This window comes from Cellulomonas gilvus ATCC 13127, from assembly GCF_000218545.1.
Lineage (GTDB): Bacteria > Actinomycetota > Actinomycetes > Actinomycetales > Cellulomonadaceae > Cellulomonas > Cellulomonas gilvus.
This window is the reverse complement of sequence record NC_015671.1, coordinates 1,665,516-1,682,113: the sequence shown is the minus strand read 5'-3', so window position 1 is coordinate 1,682,113 and position 16,598 is coordinate 1,665,516. Positions and strand designations below refer to the sequence as shown.

The 16,598-nt window shown below is 74.6% G+C and carries 14 protein-coding genes and 2 pseudogenes; 2 read left to right on the top strand and 14 right to left on the bottom strand.

The window, feature by feature from the left end:
• Positions 1-358 precede the first annotated feature (358 nt).
• Both CELGI_RS17700 and CELGI_RS07745 read left to right on the top strand, forming a co-directional pair.
• Positions 359-856: pseudogene (locus CELGI_RS17700) on the top strand (acyltransferase family protein); the annotation flags it as partial.
• On the top strand, positions 836-1,951 hold the full coding sequence (locus CELGI_RS07745; protein WP_407636817.1) for an SGNH hydrolase domain-containing protein: 1,116 nt from the start codon (positions 836-838) through the stop codon (positions 1,949-1,951). The pseudogene CELGI_RS17700 and the gene CELGI_RS07745, both read left to right, overlap by 21 nt.
• 49 nt (positions 1,952-2,000) lie before the next feature.
• Here CELGI_RS07745 and CELGI_RS07740 read toward each other — a convergent pair whose 3' ends face one another.
• The 14 genes and pseudogenes from CELGI_RS07740 to CELGI_RS07680 all read right to left on the bottom strand — a co-directional run bounded on the left by CELGI_RS07740 (position 2,001) and on the right by CELGI_RS07680 (position 16,537).
• Complete coding sequence (locus CELGI_RS07740; RefSeq protein ID WP_013883570.1) at positions 2,001-2,756, bottom strand: AIM24 family protein; 756 nt, start codon at positions 2,754-2,756, stop codon at positions 2,001-2,003.
• A complete protein-coding gene (locus tag CELGI_RS07735; protein ID WP_013883569.1) occupies positions 2,756-3,397 on the bottom strand; it encodes an AIM24 family protein in 642 nt (213 codons plus the stop codon). The genes CELGI_RS07740 and CELGI_RS07735 overlap by 1 nt, the downstream gene beginning before the upstream one ends.
• A gap of 11 nt (positions 3,398-3,408) precedes the next feature.
• Entirely contained in the window at positions 3,409-4,026 is a 618-nt protein-coding gene (locus tag CELGI_RS07730) for an AIM24 family protein (RefSeq protein WP_013883568.1), read from the bottom strand.
• A 185-nt stretch (positions 4,027-4,211) separates the two neighbouring features.
• A complete protein-coding gene (locus CELGI_RS07725; protein ID WP_245528190.1) occupies positions 4,212-4,802 on the bottom strand; it encodes an FHA domain-containing protein in 591 nt (196 codons plus the stop codon).
• A 75-nt stretch (positions 4,803-4,877) separates the two neighbouring features.
• Positions 4,878-5,063, bottom strand: a pseudogene (locus tag CELGI_RS17815) (phosphopeptide-binding protein); the annotation flags it as partial.
• Between the two features lie 2 nt (positions 5,064-5,065).
• Positions 5,066-6,343 carry a VWA domain-containing protein gene (locus CELGI_RS07720; RefSeq protein ID WP_013883566.1) on the bottom strand — a complete coding sequence of 426 codons (1,278 nt, stop codon included), beginning with the start codon at positions 6,341-6,343 and terminating at the stop codon, positions 5,066-5,068.
• Between the two features lie 2 nt (positions 6,344-6,345).
• Entirely contained in the window at positions 6,346-7,524 is a 1,179-nt protein-coding gene (locus tag CELGI_RS07715; RefSeq protein ID WP_245528188.1) for a PP2C family protein-serine/threonine phosphatase, read from the bottom strand.
• Positions 7,521-9,833, bottom strand: a complete 2,313-nt coding sequence (locus tag CELGI_RS07710; RefSeq protein ID WP_013883564.1) for a serine/threonine-protein kinase — start codon at positions 9,831-9,833, stop codon at positions 7,521-7,523. The genes CELGI_RS07715 and CELGI_RS07710 overlap by 4 nt, the downstream gene beginning before the upstream one ends.
• A complete protein-coding gene (locus CELGI_RS07705) occupies positions 9,830-10,957 on the bottom strand; it encodes a hypothetical protein (protein ID WP_150104689.1) in 1,128 nt (375 codons plus the stop codon). Before CELGI_RS07705 ends, CELGI_RS07710 begins: the two co-directional genes overlap by 4 nt.
• On the bottom strand, positions 10,954-11,931 hold the full coding sequence (locus CELGI_RS07700; RefSeq protein ID WP_013883562.1) for a glutamate ABC transporter substrate-binding protein: 978 nt from the start codon (positions 11,929-11,931) through the stop codon (positions 10,954-10,956). Before CELGI_RS07700 ends, CELGI_RS07705 begins: the two co-directional genes overlap by 4 nt.
• Positions 11,928-13,193 carry a hypothetical protein gene (locus tag CELGI_RS07695; RefSeq protein ID WP_013883561.1) on the bottom strand — a complete coding sequence of 422 codons (1,266 nt, stop codon included), beginning with the start codon at positions 13,191-13,193 and terminating at the stop codon, positions 11,928-11,930. The genes CELGI_RS07700 and CELGI_RS07695 overlap by 4 nt, the downstream gene beginning before the upstream one ends.
• Positions 13,190-14,776, bottom strand: a complete 1,587-nt coding sequence (locus CELGI_RS07690; protein ID WP_013883560.1) for an AAA family ATPase — start codon at positions 14,774-14,776, stop codon at positions 13,190-13,192. Before CELGI_RS07690 ends, CELGI_RS07695 begins: the two co-directional genes overlap by 4 nt.
• Positions 14,773-15,294 (bottom strand): hypothetical protein, encoded by a 522-nt coding sequence (locus CELGI_RS07685; RefSeq protein WP_013883559.1) that lies wholly within the window; start codon positions 15,292-15,294, stop codon positions 14,773-14,775. Before CELGI_RS07685 ends, CELGI_RS07690 begins: the two co-directional genes overlap by 4 nt.
• A 46-nt stretch (positions 15,295-15,340) precedes the next feature.
• Positions 15,341-16,537 (bottom strand): toxic anion resistance protein, encoded by a 1,197-nt coding sequence (locus tag CELGI_RS07680; protein WP_013883558.1) that lies wholly within the window; start codon positions 16,535-16,537, stop codon positions 15,341-15,343.
• Positions 16,538-16,598 lie beyond the last annotated feature (61 nt).

The following is a 16,598-nucleotide window of genomic DNA, read 5'->3' as shown; positions in this document are numbered from 1 at the left end:
GCGCTGCCGGGCGGGTACGTCGGCGTCGACGTCTTCTTCGTCGTCTCGGGCTTCCTCATCACGTCCCACCTCCTGCGGACGCCGCCGACGAGCGTGCGCAGGCTCGCCGCGTTCTGGGCGCGCCGGGGTCAGACGCCTCCTGCCGGCAGCCGCGACGGTGCTGGCGGTGACCGCGATCGGCTCGGTGCTGCTGCTGCCCAGCAACCTGCTGCAGCAGGCCGCACGCGAGGTCCTCGCCTCGACGCTCCTGGTGGAGAACTAGGAGCTCGCCGAGCGGGCCACGGACTACCTCGCCGCCGATGCGACGCCGAGCCCGGTCCAGCACTTCTGGTCGCTCGGCGTCGAGGAGCAGTTCTACCTCGCGTGGCCGCTGCTGCTGGCCGTGGCACTCCTCGTCGCGCGACGCACGGGGCACTCGCGCCGCGTGGTGGCCGCGGCGATCGGGCTCGTGCCGGTCGCGTCCCTCGCGTGGAGCATGCACCTCACGCAGGCCGATCCGGCCCGCGCCTACTTCGTCACGCCGACGCGCGTGTGGGAGCTCGGGCTCGGCGCGCTCGTCGCTGTGCTCGGGGTACGGAGCGTGGGCCTGGACCGGGTGCGTGCCGTGGCGGGGTGGGCGGGACTGGGCGCGATCGCGTGGGCGGCCGCCACGTTCGACTCCGCGACGCCGTTCCCGGGATCGGCCGCGCTGCTCCCCACCGTCGGCGCCGCGCTCGTGGTCGCGACCGCGACCGACGACGTCGTCGGCGGACCCGGGCGGCTGCTGGGGCGGCGGACGGTGGTGGCGCTCGGGGACGTCTCCTACGGCGTCTACCTGTGGCACTGGCCGCTGCTCGTGCTCGGCCCCTTCGCCGTGGGCGCCGTGCTCGGGGACGTCGCGCTCGCCGCCCTCGTCGTGGTCACGGTCGTGCTCGCGGCCGCGACCAAGCGCTGGATCGAGGACCCCGTACGCCGCTCGCCGGGGCTTGCTCGGTCCTCGCCCCGCAGCTTCGCCCTGGGTGGTGCGACAGCGGTGGTGTGCGCGCTGCTCGCGGTCGCGGTCGGGAACGCGGGAGAGGCGCGCGCGGCGGACGAGCAGGCCGTCCTCGAGCAGGCCCGCGCGGGCGACATCCCGTGCTTCGGTGCGGCGGCGGTCCGCGACCCGGCGTGCGGCGATCCCGCGGGCTCGCGCCTCCTCGTGGGCGCCGGCGCGGCGGCGGCCGACCGGAGCGAGCTGTATGCCGACGGGTGCTGGAACAACACGCCGTTCTCGGGCCGCCGGTCCTGCACCTACGGCTCGCCGACGCCGGGACGGCGCGTGGTGCTGCTCGGCAACTCGCACGCCGGGCAGTGGCCCGCGCTCGTCGGGCAGGTGGAGCGCGAGGGCTGGTCCCTGAGCACGTACCTGACCTCCGAGTGCTACCCCGTCGACGTGCCGATCGACCTGACGGTCCCGGCCGCGGGTGACGGGTGCGCGGCGTGGACCCGTTGGGCGGTCGACGACGCGCTCGCCCAGGATCCCGACCTCGTCGTGCTCGCGGCCCGCACCTTCCGGCCGCTCCTCGACGTGCCCGCCGACCAGCAGCTCGACCGCCAGCGCAGCGCCTACGGCCGCCTGCTCGAGCGGTTCACGTCCGCGGGCGTCCCCGTGCTGGTGCTGCGGGACACGCCCGCCGCCGGCGAACCCGCGCCCGACTGCGTCGCACGCGAACGTGGCGGCTGGCGCTCGTGCACGCAGCCCGCCGAGGTCGCGCTGGAGCCGGACCCGCTCGCCGACGCCGCGGAGCGCGACACCTCAGGGCTCGTCACGGTGCTGGACCTCGCGCACCTCATCTGCTGGGACGGGACGTGCCACGACGTGGTCGGTGGCGCGATCGTGTACTTCGACCACGGCCACCTGACGCGCACGTTCGCCGAGACGCTGCGTCCCGAGGTCGAGGCGGCCGTCGCGCGCCGTCTGCTGCGGGACTGAGACCGGGCCGGCGACGCGCGGCGGGCCGCCGCACGTCGCCGGCCGGACGTCACTGCTGCTGGGCCCGTGCCACCAGGCGCTGGCCGAGCTGACCCGCGGACCGGTTGTCGAGCATCTGCGTCTGTGCCTCGACGATGCGCAGCAGCGCGGGGTCGTGCCGCTGCACCTCCGACGACTGGAGCAGGACCGTGCCGGCTCCGGTGAAGTCGTACTGGCGTTCCTCGCCCGAGTTGCGGCCGAACATCCCCTGGACGCCCGCCATGAGCGACTGGGCCATCCAGTTGTAGTCGTAGTGCTGGCTGGGCGACGGGCAGTCGGCCCAGCCGAGCAGCGCCTCGGGGTCCGCCCGGAACGGCGGCTCGACGAAGATCACCGGGCCGTTGGACGACGCGAGGAACTTGCCGGTGCCGATGAGCGTGACGAAGCCGGGCACGATCGACTGCTTGAGCTCGAGACCGGTCTCGAAGGCCAGCAGGTTGGTCTGCTTGATCGTGAGGTTGCCGGCGTCCAGGTCGTAGGAGTTGATGTCGTTCCCACGGTCGCCGATGACGAGCTTGCCGTGCCCCGACGCGACCACCCAGTCCTGCGCGTACAGGGGCGAGGAGAACCGCGCGGCGACCCACGCGGCACGCGAGGCGTACGCGCTGATGCCCGAGAAGTCGATGGTGCCGTAGTAGGCGATCATCGCGCCCTTGGACGTGAACCACTCGCCGTTCAGGTCGATCGAGAAGGCGTACGGGTTGACGTTGTCGTTCGCCGGCAGGCTGCGGGCGTCCAGGATCGTGCTGTCGATGCCACTGATCATCAGAACTTCTCCTCCGAGGCCTGGACGTACACCGTGCCGTGACCGGACACGTGGAGCTGGAACGCCTCACCCGAGCCGCGCCCGACGATGTCGCGCAGCCCGACGCTGGCCTTCAGGTCGACGTTGAGCGCGCCGGTGTGCCCGACGTACGCCTGGGGGTCCACGCCGACCGTCTCGCCGGTGAGCTGGAGGGGGAACGTGCCCCCGTGCGACAGCAGCGCGACCGAGCCCTGACCCGAGATGCGGGTGGTGAACAGGCCCTGCCCGGTCATCGCGCCGCGCACGGCGGACCGGATGCCGCCCTGGCCGATGAACTCGACGGACGTCTGCAGGTTCGCGTCGTGCGCGAGCAGGCGGTCGGCCTCGACGGTGAGCGAGTCGCCCGTCAGCTCGATGACCGTGACGTGCAGACCGCGGAACCCGTAGAGCACGGAGCCCGTGCCCTCGGTCGCCATCATCGGGTTGGACTCGCCCGCCATCGCGGTGCCGATCATCCCGCCGACGCCCTGGCCCTGGCCGTGGATCGGACGGAACGCGACCTGGCCCGTGTAGCCGAGCATCGCACCGCGACGCGCGAGCACCGGGCTCTGTGCCGTCACGGGGACCCGGACGACCTTGCTGTTGACCTTCTCGAACGGCATTCCGGTGCCCCTCAGCGCTCGGCCGGCTGGATGTAGACGATGCCCTGGCCCTCGAACCGCAGCGAGAACGGCTCGCCGCCGTCCTCACCGACCAGCGAGCGCCAGGACACCCCGGAGACCAGGCTCATCTGCGTCTGCCCCGTACCGGCGACGTACACGTCGGGGTCGACGACGAGCGGCTCGCCCGGGTTCACGGCGAGCGCGATGAGCGGGCCCTCCGAGAGGATCGCGCACTGGCCGGTGCCGGTGACGGTGGTGGTCGCGAGCCCCTGGCCCGACGTCATGCCGCGCAGGCCCGCGAACTGCACGTCGAGCTGGAGCCCGTCGGTGACGGCCAGGATGTGCTCGGACTCGACCGTGAGCCGGTCGTTCTGCAGCTGCACGACCGTGACGTCCATCGCGTTCTGCGCGAGGTAGACGCGGCCGGCGCCGCTGCAGGTCATGAGCGAGATGGACTCGCCGGCGACGCGCTGGCGGATCGCGGCACGGAGCCCGCCGCCACCACCCATGCCGGCCGACTTGAACTCGACCTTGCCGGTGTAGGCGACCATCGAGCCGGACGCGGCCCGGAGCGAGTCACCTTCCAGATCGGCGTGCAGGACCTTCTTGTCCGCGGTGAGGACGGCCACGGCTCCCCTTTGCTGGTGTCGGGCCCGATGGGGCCCCGATGACGCCTGGTCGCGGCCCAGGGCCGCGGCGTCCGGTCGCCCGGGAGCCTAGCGCCGGAGCGCGCCCCCGACGTGCAGGAACCACCCCGAGCAGGGGCGATTCGCCCGATCGCGTGGCCCGTCGGCCGGCCCGCGGACCGGGCGCGTCAGACCTCGCCCGGCAGTGCCTCGCGCACGACGATGCGCGTCCAGGCACCCACGTACACGCGGTCGCCGTCCTGCAGCTCGACGCGCTGGCCGGGCGGGATCGGCGTGGTGGGCAACGGGTCCCCCACGCGCGCGACGTGCGTGCCGTTCGACGACTGCAGGTCCTCGACCCACCAGCGCTGGCCGTCGGTGCTCAGCTGGCAGTGCCGCCGGGACACGCCCGAGTCGCTGCCGCAGTCGACCTGCGGGTGGATGTTGCGGGACACCGACGGGCGCCCGACGAGCGCCGACCGCGTGCGCAGCGTGACGAGCTGCGGCAGCCCGACCGACGGCAGCGGGTCCTCGGGGGTCTGCAGCGCGTACCAGTCGGGGTCCACCCACACCTCGGCGACCCACACCTCGCCACCCGGGATCGTCGGCGTGGGCAGCGCGGAGGCCTCCTGCGGGACGCCCGGCGCCGGGTCCTCGGCTGCCGCCTGCGGGGGTGCCGCGGCACCGGGTGCGACGCCGTCGGGGTCGGGTGTGGCGCGTGCTCCCGCCGCGACGACGGCCGGGACCGCGCCCGTGGTCGGCTCCACCGGCACGGCCACCGGGGCCCCCGGCGGGATCGGGCTCGGGGTCGCCCCCGTCGTGAAGTCGTATCCGCAGTTCTCGCAGAACAGCGCTCCCGCCGCGGCGGGCGACCCGCAGTGCGGGCACGCCGTGGCGGCGCCGGTGGACGCGCCGGTGGACGTGGCCGTCGACGCGCTCGTCGGCGGCGCCGTGGGTGCGACCGGTGCGTGGGGGATCGGCGCCCCGCAGACGTCGCAGTAGTCCGTCGCCTGCGACCGGTGGCCGTCGGGGCAGAGCACGCTCACCGGCGCACCCGCGTGGTCTTGGTCGACGCGGTGTCGAGCGCCATCTCGTCGAGCCTGTCCGTGTTCCTGCGCAGGCGCACGGTCCCCTGGTCGGGGTCGTCGATCTCGACGACCCGCCGCAGCCGGCTCGTCGCCTCCTCGTTGCCCGTCTGCTGCGCGAGCTGCACGGCACGGCCGAGCTTGACCGTGGCCGTCGCCTCGTCGCCGGCCGCCTTGGCCGCGAGGCCCTCCTGGATCACGGACGCGAGCTCGGCCTGGCCCGTGTAGTGCGCGACCTCGGGGCTCAGGCGCGCGGTCAGCGCGTCGTCGTCGGACCAGCGGGCCTTGACCAGGCCGGAGGTCAGCACCTGACCGCCGACCGCGAGCTGCACGCGCGCCGCGAGCTGTTCGGTGCCCACGGGCTTCGAGGCGACGCGCACCGCCACGTGGTAGTCGCGCGACTCGTCGCCCCAGGATCCCGTGGGGTACGCGCCGGTGAGCGGGTTGACCTCGGTCCGCCGCGCGGTGAGCTCCTCGACCGTGGGCGAGACCTGCCGGACGAAGAGCACCTGAGCGCCCTGGGGCGCCCAGACGCGCAGCTCGGCGTCCGCGACGCCCTTGGACATCGACTGCTGCACCAGCGCCTGGAAGTCCGCCGCGATGTCCTCCGGGCTCGCGATGAGGTCCACCGTGCCGAGCAGCGCGGTCGAGATCTCGCGCAGCTCGTCGACCTGCCAGCTCGCGCCCACGCCGCGCGCGTCGCACTGGAAGTGGCCGGTCACCTGCCGCACCACGGCCGACAGCGCGGCCCGCGGCTCGGACTCGTTCTTGCCGTCCGTCAGCAGGATCGCGTGCCGCTGCGACGCGTGCGGCACGGTCGCGAACAGCCGGTCCGCCAGCGCGAGCCACGTGCTCATCGCGGTGCCGCCCGACGGCAGGAGCGTGGTGATCGCCCGCTTCGCCTCGGCACGTGCGGCCGGCTCCATCTGCACCATGTCGCGCGGCGCGTTGGGGTACGGGAACAGGCGCTGCGCGACGTGGCTGCCCCCGATGATCGCGAACCACGTGCCGTCGACGATCTGGTCGACCGCGACCTGGGCGGCGTGCTTGGCGGCGTCGAGGTTGCGGCCGTTCATCGAGCCGGACGTGTCGATCATGATGATCTCGGCGACACCGCCCGACGCGGTGCGCGCCGAGCCGACGTCGCTGCCGGTCACGGTGACGATCGCGTGCACGTCGGTCCCGCCCGCGGGCAGGAACTCGTTCTGGAAGACCTCGGCGGTGAAGACTGCCACGCTCAATCCTTCGTCGGTGGGTTCGTGACGGCGGTGCCCGCGACGAGGCTATCCGACGACCCGTCGCCGGGCCGGGCCGCGACCGCGGCGTCGACGCGGGCCAGCGCGACCGTGACGTTGTCGCGTCCGCCCTGCTCGTTCGCCCAGGTCACGAGCGCACCGGCGAGCGCGTCGGGTGCCGTGCCGACCCGGTCCGCGGCCGCCCGCAGCAGGCGGGACAGGTCCTCGGCGGGTGAGCAGTAGTTCCACAGCCCGTCCGAGCACACCAGGACCCAGCCGGGCTCGTCGACGACCGTCGCGGTGGTGCGTGCGACGACGTCGTGCGCGTCGGGGCCCAGCCAGCGGGTGATCGCATGCGCCTGGGGCGACGTCTCGGCCGTGGCGCGCGGGACGCCCTGGAGCATGAGCTCGCCCGCCCACGAGTCGTCGGCGGTGAGCTGCTCGGCAGGGCCCGCGTCGGGCAACCAGTACGCGCGCGAGTCCCCGAGCCAGCCGACGACGAGCGTGTCACCGTCGAGCACCGCCGCGACGAACGTGCACGAGGGCACGTCGTCGGGAGCCCCGGGCCCGGCTCCGTCGGCGGGTGCCCCGGACATCGTCGTGCGGATCGCGTCGTCACCCGCGACCGCGGCCGCGCGCACGAGCGCCGACCACGCGCCGGCGCGTGCGGGGGTCGGGCCCGAGACGGGTGCCGCACCCTGCGGCGCGCCCGTGAGCAGCACGTCGAGCGCGGCACGGGTCGCGGCGAGGCTCGCGACGTCCGAGTCGCGCGCGGTCGAGACGCCGTCGCACACGACGAGCGCCGCGAACTCACCGTGCGCCGCGAGCGCCATGGCGTCCTCGTTGCGGTGGTGGCGGACCCCGCGGTCGCACACGCCCCCCACGTGCGGGGCGGGTCGCTCGGACCAGTGGTCACGTGCCGAGGCGGCGGGCTGCCCGCACAGCTCGCAGTACCCGTCGGCCGCGATCGTGCCGCCGCACGCGCGGCACGCCCCGGGGCCGCCCGGGACGTCGGCGGGCGCCGGTGCCGGGACGGCGCCGGTCGGCGTGACGGGTGTCGCGGGCGGGGCGTCCGCCGGCCCGGCGGGCTCGGACGCCAACCGGGCACCGCAGACCTCGCAGAACAGTGCGTCCGCGGACGCCGCGGCGCCGCACGACGCGCACACCGGGGCGCCGCTCACCACAGCGTCCACCGACGCACGGCGTTCGCGCGGTCGACGAGCGCCACGCGCTCCTGACGCGTGGGCGCGAGCACCGCGGACTCGCGGTACGCCGCCTCGAGCGCGTCGCGGAGCGCAGGCTCGTCGGCCGGGACGTCCGCGATGCGCTGGCCGGGGCGCACACCGCCGCGCCGCACGGCCTCGAGCGCTCCCTCGAACACCGAGATCCTCAGGTCCACCCGCTCCTGCGGCTCGATCGTCAGACGGTCGAGACCCTGCAGCGCGTCCGCCAGGCCCGCGACGCCGCGGTCCGACGCCGCGAGCAGGCGCGCGCGCCGCAGGCGTGACGCGACGAACGAGCTGCGCGTGGGCGTGACGAGGTCGAGCGCACCGAGCGCGCCGTCGAGGTCACCGCGCGCCTCCCGGATCCGCGCGAGGCCGAACGCGGCCGCGGCGGTGTAGTTGGCGTCCGAGCGCGCGCAGATGACGTACAGCGACTCCGCGATCTCGGGCTCGCCCGAGAGCTCGCAGGACACGGCCAGCGCGAGCTTGGGCGCGAGCTCGCCCGGCACCTGGCCGTACACCGCGTTGAAGCTCGCGCGCGCCGCGAGCGCGTCGCCCGCCGCGAGCTGCGCGAGCCCGTCGGTCCAGGCAGCCCGCCACTCCCACGGGTCCTCGTCGAGCACCTGGGCGAGCGCGGTCCGGACCACCTCGGAGCGGCCCGCCTCGATGCCCGCACGCGCGCGCGCGAGCCGGACCTCCACCGAGTCGTCCGGCGCGGCGCCCAGCGCCTCGATGCGCCGCACCGGGTCGCTCACGCTGACGCCCGCGAGCCACCCGCTCGCCGGGTCGCCCGGGTCGACCCGCAGCGCGGGCAGCTCGTCCCACCGCAGCGGCGCGGTCGCGCCATCGGTGGTCGGCGGCTCGAACAGCACCGAGGCCGCGGAGTGCAGCGCCGGGTTCCCGGGTCCGCGGTCGGCCGCGACCACCTCCCGCAGCACGCCCAGGAGCTGGTTGCGCAGCTCGTCGACGGTCGCGAACCGGTCCGACGGGTCCGGCGCGCACGCCTTGGCGAGCAGCCGGTAGAACGAGTCGTACGTCTGGAACACCGGGGTCTCCGCGACGGGTGGCAGCGCCGCCACGTACGTCGTGGTGTTCCCGCGGAAGTCGAGCACGAGCGAGGCGAGCGTGCGCCCCACCGTGTAGACGTCCGACGCCACCGACGGCCCGACCTCGGCCACCTCGGGTGCCTGGTACCCGACCGTCCCGAAGATCGCGGACTGCAGGTCGTCGATCCGACGGACCCCGCCGAGGTCGATGAGCTTGACCGCGTCGCCCTGCTGGATCACGTTGTCCGGCTTGAGGTCGCAGTACAGCAGGCCCACGTCGTGCAGGTAGGCGAACGCGGGCAGCACCTCGAGCACGAGCGCGATGGCCTGGTCGACGGGCAGCGGGTCGTTCACTCCCCCGTTCGCGTCCCGCCGCGCGGTCAGCATCTGCTTGAGCGACGTGCCCCCGACGTACTCCATGACGATGTAGCCCGCACCGTCGTGCATCACGAAGTTGTAGATCTCGACGATCAACGGGTGCTCGACCTCGGCCAGGAACTGCCGCTCGGCGATGGCCGCCGCGTAGGCGTCCGCGTCCCCCGCGTTGAGCAGGCCCTTGAGCACCACCCACCGGCCCGAGACGTTCTGGTCCCGCGCCAGGTAGATCCAACCGAGCCCGCCGTGCGCGAGGCAGCCGACCACCTCGTACTGACCGCCGACCACGTCGCCCGCGACGAGGCGCGGGTCGAAGTCGAAGCCCGTGCCGCACTGCGGGCAGAAGCCCTGCGTGCGGCCCGGCACGCCGTCACGCTCGCGCCCCACGGGCGTCCCGCACTGCGGGCAGAACCGCTTGCGCTCGGGGACCTGCGGGTCCGCCATGACCACCTGGAGCGGGTCGCGCACGGGCACGGGCGGGACCGCGGTCAGCCCGGCGCCCAGCCGCTGACCGCGCAGTCGCGTCGAGCTCGTCCCCACGCGGCGCGTCGTGCGCGAGCCCCCCGCGCTCGTGCGGGCCGAGCCGAGCGCGGCCGTGGCCAGGCGGCTGGAGCTGGTGCGACCCGTGCGCGTCGAGCGCTCGTCCCGGTCGGGGCCGGGCGCTGCGCTCGTCGGGCGCGCGGTGCCCCCGCCGCCCGCTATCCCCGTGCCCAGCAGCGACGTCGCGGACGGTCCGGCGGCGGGCGAGACCGGCGCGGGTGCGGTGGGCGCCTGAGGCGCGCCGCAGACGTTGCAGTACCCGTCCTCGTAGGTCCCCGTGCAACCGGGCTCGGTGCAGGCCGTCATCGCTCGGCTCCCTTCGGCCCGTGCGCGGGCAGGTCGCGGGTGAGGAACTCGTACTGCTCGACCAGGAACCGCGCGAGGACGACGTCGCACGGCGCGGCGTCGACGGCCGCACGCGCCTCGTCGTACCCGGACCGGACCGTGGGCGAGGAGCTGCGGCCGTTGGCGTCCGCGCGCGCCCGCAGGCCGTCGAGCCGGTAGCGCAGCTCCGCGCGCTCACGCAGCGGCGCGCTGTACGCCTCGGCCACCGCGTCGAACGCCCGCTGCACGGTGCGGAGCCGCTCGACGAAGGCCTCGAGCCGCTCGCGCGCGTCGGGCACGTCGCCCAGCCGCGAGACGTCGGGCACCGCGAGGTTGGGCGGCTGCACCACCTCACGCCGGCACCGGTCGGCCAGGTCGCGCAGCGTGGGCTCACGCGTCTCGAGCGCGTCGAGCAGCGCGCGGGCGTCCGTGCGCTGCCGCGCGAGCGTGCGACGCTGCGACACCTCGACGATCAGGTCGCGCTCGGCTCGCGCCACCTCGACCTCGAGCTCACCCAGCGGCCCGGCGACGTCGGCTCCGCGCTGCGCCTGCGTGGACAGGTGCAGCTCGCGCTCGCGCAGCCGGGCGATCGCGGTGCGCGCGGGCTCCTGCGTCGCGAGGTCCTCGCACCGCACCACGGCGGCGCGCACGGCGCGCAGCCGGGCGGCCTCGTCGGCCGAGCCCGGGTCGAACGCGAGCCGGTCGCGCAGCTGGTCGAGCATCGCGTCGCACAGCGTCACGGCCTCGACCAGCGAGACCTGGGCCGAGCCGCGTCCCGCGTCGAGCCGGCCCCAGATGAGCTGGGACATCTGCTCGCGCGCCACCGCGTCCGCGCGGCCGGAGTCCCACACCGCCGCGAGCCGGTCGAGCCGGTCCCGGATCGACTGCCACATGGTCATCGCGAGCACCACGTCCGCCGTGAACGCGTCGGGTGTGCGTGACGCGCGGGCCGCGGCGTCCAGCCGGTCCAGCTCGCCGCGGCGGTCGGCCGCCCAGCGCTCGAGCGCCGCGAGGTACGTCAGGAGCTCGGGTGCGGCGATCGCCTCGCCCAGGTGCCCGGGGGCCTGCGGCGGGTCCACGGGCCGACCCGCCGACGCAGCGGTCACGGGGCCGTCCGCCCGTAGACCGACGCGGGGGGCTCGGGTGCCTCTCCGAGCGCGCGCAGCCACGTGCGGTAGCTCGCCTCCCAGCGCCCGTCGGCCTTGACCTCGTCCAGGACCGCGTTGACGTACTTCACGAGCTCCACGTCGTCGGCCGCGACACCGATCCCGTACGGCTCCGCGCTGATCGCGTCACCCACGACCTTGGCGTACGGGTCCTGGGCCGCGAACCCCGCCAGGATCGTGTCGTCACCCGTGATCGCGTCCACCTTGCCCTGCTGGAACAGCACCAGGCAGCGCGTGTGCGTCGCGGCCGGGACCGCCTCGACACCCGGGTACTCGGCCAGCCGCGCGAGCGTCGTCGTGCCGTCCGGTGCGCACACGCGGCGGCCGTCGAGGTCGGCGATGCCCGTCGCGGTCGAGTCGCGGGTGACCAGGACCTTCTGACCGGCGGTGAGGTACTCGGCCGAGAACGCGATCTCGTCCCAGCGCTCGCACGTGATCGAGAACGTCCGCGCGACGAGGTCGACCGAGCCGTCCTGCAGCACGTCGAGCCGCTGGCCCGACGTGATGACCCGGTAGCTGATGCGGTCCGGGTCGCCGAAGATCGACTCCGCGACCGCGCGCAGCATGTCGATGTCGAAGCCCTCGATGCGGCCCGACAGCGGGTTGCGTGCACCCATGAGCAACGTGTCGGCGGAGACGCCGACCACCAGCCGGCCACGCTCGCGGATCTCCCGGATCGAGGCGCTGTCCCCGTCGAGCGTGTCGGGGTCGGGTGCGTACGAGGCCGTGAGGTCCGAGCACGTCGGCGCGGCGGCGGGCGGTGCCGCGGGTGCGCTCGACGCGCTCGCCGCCGGCGTGGGCACCTCGGCCGTGCGGCTGGGCGTGCACGCGCCGAGCGCGAGCGCCACCGCCAGCACCGCGGGCAGCGCGGAGCGCAGCAGCCGGCGCCCGACGCGCGTCGTCGTGTCCGTCATCGATACTCCTTGAGTCGCGCGCTGAAGCCCCACAGCGCGGCCACGCCCGCCAGCACGCAGGCCAGCAGGGCGGCCCACGCGGTGCGCTCCGCCCGGACCCGTGCGTCGTCGAGCTCGTCACCCACCGTCGCCGCACCCGTCTGGACGGCGGCGAGCGTCGCCGACGAGAACGCGTCGAACGCGGCGTTGGGTGCGTCGGCGGCGGTGCTCGTCGTGAGCGCGACCGCACCGTCCCAGTCGCCCTCGTCGTCGAGCGCACGGATCTCCGCGTGCCGGCCGGCCCACGTCTCGAACGCCGCGACCACCGCGGCGTCCGCCCCGCGGCGCAGGTGCGCGCGCGCCTGCGCCACCGACTCCTGGTACGACTCCTCGTACGCCTGCCCCGACCCGCGCTTGATCAGCGTGAAGGACTCCATCGCCTTGGCGTCGTTCGCGAGGCTGAACGCCTGCGCGACTGCGACGGTCCGCGCATAGCTGCCGTCGCGCACCTGACGGGCCGCGGTCGCGCCGTCCTGCAGGCTGGACGCGACGGTCACCCACGCCACCACGACGAGCAGCGTGGCCAGGACGAGCCCGCGGTTCAGCCGGCGCCGCGTGCGGCGCGCGAGCCAGACCTGCACGCCCAGGAGCACCACGGCGCCACCGACGACGACCACCAGCACGACCTGCGCGACCGATGCGGTGCCGAACGCGTCGCCCACGCGGTCCGCGTTGACCTGCACCACCGCGTCCAGGCCGGGCAGTGCGTCGGTCCGGAGCCCCGAGGATGCGGCCTCGAGGTAGGCGGCGCCGACCGGGAAGCCCTGGCGGTTGTTCGCCCGCGCCTGCTCGACGAGCCCGGCGTACGTGCCGAGCGCACCGTTGACGTCGCCGAGCGCAGCAGCGTCGGACGCGTCGGCACCCGACACGGCCGTCACGCCCGCCGCGGCGCTGGCCAGTCCCGCGTCGTAGCGTGCGCGCTGCTCGGTCGGCTCGAGGCCCCCGACCAGGAACGCGTTCGTCGCGAGCGCGTCGGCGGCGACGAGGTCGTTGCGCACCTCGAGCGCACGTATCTGCTGGTCGGTGTCGGCCACCGCGTCCTGCAGGGCTGCGGCCTGGGCCAGGCTCCCCACCAGCGCCGCGACGCCCACCGCGAGGCACGAGAGCGCCGCGACCGCGGCCGCCAGTCGCAGGCGCCTCGGCGTGCGGCTCGGCGTCCGGCTCGACGTGGCAGCGGGGCCGGCGGGGCGTGGGGCGGGCGCCGCGCGCGTGGGTGACGTCATGCCGGTCCCTTCACGTCGTCGGCCGGATCGGCCGCGGCGCCGGCCTCGGCCTCGGCCGGCCCCTCCGGGCCGGTCGAGCCGTCGGTCAGGTCGGCCGCGACCGTCGAGGACTCGGCGACCACGGTCTCGTCGTCGGCCTCGGCCGCCTCCACCAGGTCCTCCGGCAGCAGCGCGCGCAGCTCGTCGAGCGTCGGGGCGGGCACGTCCCGGAGGCGCCACGCGTGCCGCATGATCGCCTTGTCGAGCAGGTTGCGTGCCCACCGGCCGTTGCCGAACCCCTCGTCGCGCACCTGCGTGCTCGCGATCTCGCGGAACCGCGCCACGGTCTCGGGCGTGGGCACGAAGTCGGCCTTCGCCGCGGACAGCTCGAAGATCGCCGTGAGCTCGTCGTCGTCGTAGTCGTCGAACGTGATCGTCGTCGCGAACCGGCTCTCGAGGCCCGGGTTGGTCGCCAGGAACTCGGACATCGGCACGGGGTACCCGGCGACGATCACCACGAGGTCGTCGCGGTGGTCCTCCATGTCCTTGACCAGCGTGTTGACGGCCTCCGTGCCGTACTGGTCACCGGTCAACGCGTACGCCTCGTCGACGAACAGCACACCACCCACCGCGGTGCCGACCACCTCGGAGGTCTTGGCCGCGGTCTGCCCCAGGTAGCCGCCCACGAGCTCGGAGCGGTCCACCTCCACCAGGTGCCCCTGCGCGAGCAGACCCAGCGCGCGGTAGATGCCCGCGACCAGGCGCGCGACCGTCGTCTTGCCCGTCCCGGGGTTGCCCAGGAACACGAGGTGGCGCGTGATCGTCGGGCTGGTCAGCCCCGCCTCGGTGCGCAGCTTCTCGACGCGCAGGAGCTGCGCCTGCTCGCGGATCTCGCGCTTGACGCGGCGCAGCCCGATGAGCGCGTCGAGCTCGGCGAGGAGGTCCTCGAGCGTGCGCTCGGGCTCCTGCGGCTCGCCGCTCGCGGACGCGGGTGCGGCCTCGGGCGACGCCGCGGTCTGCGGCCCCGGCTGCCACTGCGGCGCGCCCGGCGGCACGGAAGCCGTGGGCAGGGACGTCGCGGGCAGGGACGTCGCGGGCAGCAACGGGTCCGGCAGGCGGACGCCGGACAGGTCGGCCACCTGTCGGCCGGGGTGCGCGTGCGTCAGGTCCGCGACGGTCGGACCGGGCCGGTCCGCGCTGAGCCCCCGGGCTGCCTGCAGGTGCACCGCCGCGGTCGTCGACGCGTTGGCGATGACGTCCAGGCTCGCGTCCCCCAGGTCGCACGCCGCCGAGACGACCGTGCCGAGCGCCCGCGCGTACGGCTCGGCGAGCGGCGAACCGGCGCCCGTGAGCGAGACCAGCAGGTCCGTGGGTGCGGTCCGCCAACGGCGCCCGCGCTGCGCGGCCGCGAAGAACGGCTGCAGGCCCGGGCCCGCCGCGTCGACCGCCTCGAGCCACGGCGCGGGCGCACCCGGCACGTTCTCCGCGACCGCGGCCGCGAGCCGCGCGCCCTCGTCGCGCACCGTGGCGGCGGGCAGGCCGGCCGCGACGCCGACGTCGACGAGCGTGTCGAGCGCCGCGCGCAGCGCACGCGCGGCGCTCATGACGCCACCGCCGGGCCGTCGGGCGGCAGCTGCAGCGCCGACGTGCCGAACTTCTCCGCCAGGAACTGTCCGTGCGCCACGAGCGCATCCGCGTCCTCGTGCGAGACCGCGTCCGAGATCCGGCCGAGCGTCGCGCCCAGCAGGTCGAGCTGGTCGCACAGCAGCATGAGCGACGTCTTGCCCTGGGCGACCACGCGCCGGTCGGCGAAGTCGCGCGGGAGGCGCAGGTACGTCCCCACCGCCTCGGGCAGGTAGCTCGTCGCGGTCGCGACCACGGTGTGGGCCTGCCTGCTCCCCACGCCCAGGCGGTCCAGCCGCGGCGCCATCTCCTCCACCACGCGCGCGATGCGGTGCACGCGGGCCGTGACGGCCGCGGGCACGCGGCCCGCCACGTCGCGCTCGACCGCGTGCACCGCCTCGACGATCTCCGCGGACGTCGGCGCTGGCGGCGCAGGCGCCGCGGGCTCGTCCGGCTCCCGACCACGCAGTCGGTCGGTCAGGTCGTCCCACCAGCCCATCTCGGCGCGTGCTCCCCTTCTCGTGGCCGTGCTCGGCGCGGCCGGCTCAGCCGATGTCGAGCGGGCTGGCAGCCGCGCCGTGCGCGTCGGACCGCGAGACGCGGTCGATGTACTCGCGCGCCCGCGTGGTCTCGGTCTCGAGCACGCCGATGGTCTGGGACATCGAGTCGAGCGCCTTGACCTTGAACTCGTCGATCGCGTCCATGGTCGCGTAGATGTCGTTGAACGACTGCTGCAGCGCCTGGATGTCCAGCGTCGAGCTCGCCGCCTGGGACTGGATCTCGACCGACTGCTCGCGCAGCATCTTGGACGTCGAGGCGACCATCGCGGACGTCGTCGTGTTGAGCGCGCTGATCTGGTCCAGCACGAGCTTCTGGTTGTTGAGCGCCTGCGCCACGAGCACCGCGGTGCGCAGCGCAGAGACCGTGGTGGTCGTCGCGCGGTCGACGCCCTTGATCAGCTCGAGGTTGTTCTTGATGATGATGTCCGTCGCCAGGTAGCCCTGGATCGAGACCGCGAGCTGCGTGAGCAGGTCCTGGTGCTTCTGGCGGACGTAGAACAGCACGTCCTCGCGCATCGCCTTGGCGCGCGTGGGGTCCGTCGCGTCGAGCTCGGCGATCATCGCGGACAGGCGCGCGTCGAGCTTCTCCGCGACGTAGATGTACTGGTGCAGCCGCGTCATCGTGGCCCAGAGGTGCTGCTTCTCGAGGTTGAGCGCGGCGTTGTCCTTGCGCAGCTCGTCCTGGCCGTTGTACAGCGCGCGGACGATCGCGTCGATCTGCTTCTGCGCGCTCTCGTACTTGCGGAAGTAGTCGGTGATGGTGCGGCCGAACGGCAGGAAGCCGAGGATCTTCTTGCCCGTGCTCGCCTCGGACGGGTCCAGGTCCTCGACCGTGCGACGCAGGTCCAGGAGCGAGGCGCTCACCTTCGACGTGCCGGACACGCCACCGCCGCGCAGCTCCTTGACGGGCATCTGCAGCAGCCGGTTGGAGGTGTCCGCGGCCGCCCGGATCTCGGAGTCGCCCATGAGCCGGACGTCGTCCGCCTTGGCGGCGAACTCCGGCGAGCCGGTCTGCGCGGAGGCCAGGCCGGCGACGTACTGGTCGACCTTCGCGTCGAGGCCAGGCAGCGCCGCGTCGTCGATGCGCGGCGCCATCGCGGGCGCCTGCGTGGCGGCGACCGGCGCGAGCGGCGCCGGGGCCTCCAGCACGAGCGGCGGGCTCAGGGGGGCGGGTTCCGTCATCGTCAACCTCCACACACGTCGATGCTCACGTCGAAGTCCAGGTGCGTGCAGCTCGGCGCCG

Coding starts and splice junctions, on each gene's coding strand:
- CELGI_RS07710 (WP_013883564.1), bottom strand. CDS start 9,833: ATGACGGCCTGCACCGAGCCCGGTTGCACGGGGACCTACGAGGACGGG.
- CELGI_RS07740 (WP_013883570.1), bottom strand. CDS start 2,756: ATGATCAGTGGCATCGACAGCACGATCCTGGACGCCCGCAGCCTGCCG.
- CELGI_RS07700 (WP_013883562.1), bottom strand. CDS start 11,931: ATGACGGACACGACGACGCGCGTCGGGCGCCGGCTGCTGCGCTCCGCG.
- CELGI_RS07680 (WP_013883558.1), bottom strand. CDS start 16,537: ATGACGGAACCCGCCCCCCTGAGCCCGCCGCTCGTGCTGGAGGCCCCG.
- CELGI_RS07685 (WP_013883559.1), bottom strand. CDS start 15,294: ATGGGCTGGTGGGACGACCTGACCGACCGACTGCGTGGTCGGGAGCCG.
- CELGI_RS07690 (WP_013883560.1), bottom strand. CDS start 14,776: ATGAGCGCCGCGCGTGCGCTGCGCGCGGCGCTCGACACGCTCGTCGAC.
- CELGI_RS07695 (WP_013883561.1), bottom strand. CDS start 13,193: ATGACGTCACCCACGCGCGCGGCGCCCGCCCCACGCCCCGCCGGCCCC.
- CELGI_RS07735 (WP_013883569.1), bottom strand. CDS start 3,397: ATGCCGTTCGAGAAGGTCAACAGCAAGGTCGTCCGGGTCCCCGTGACG.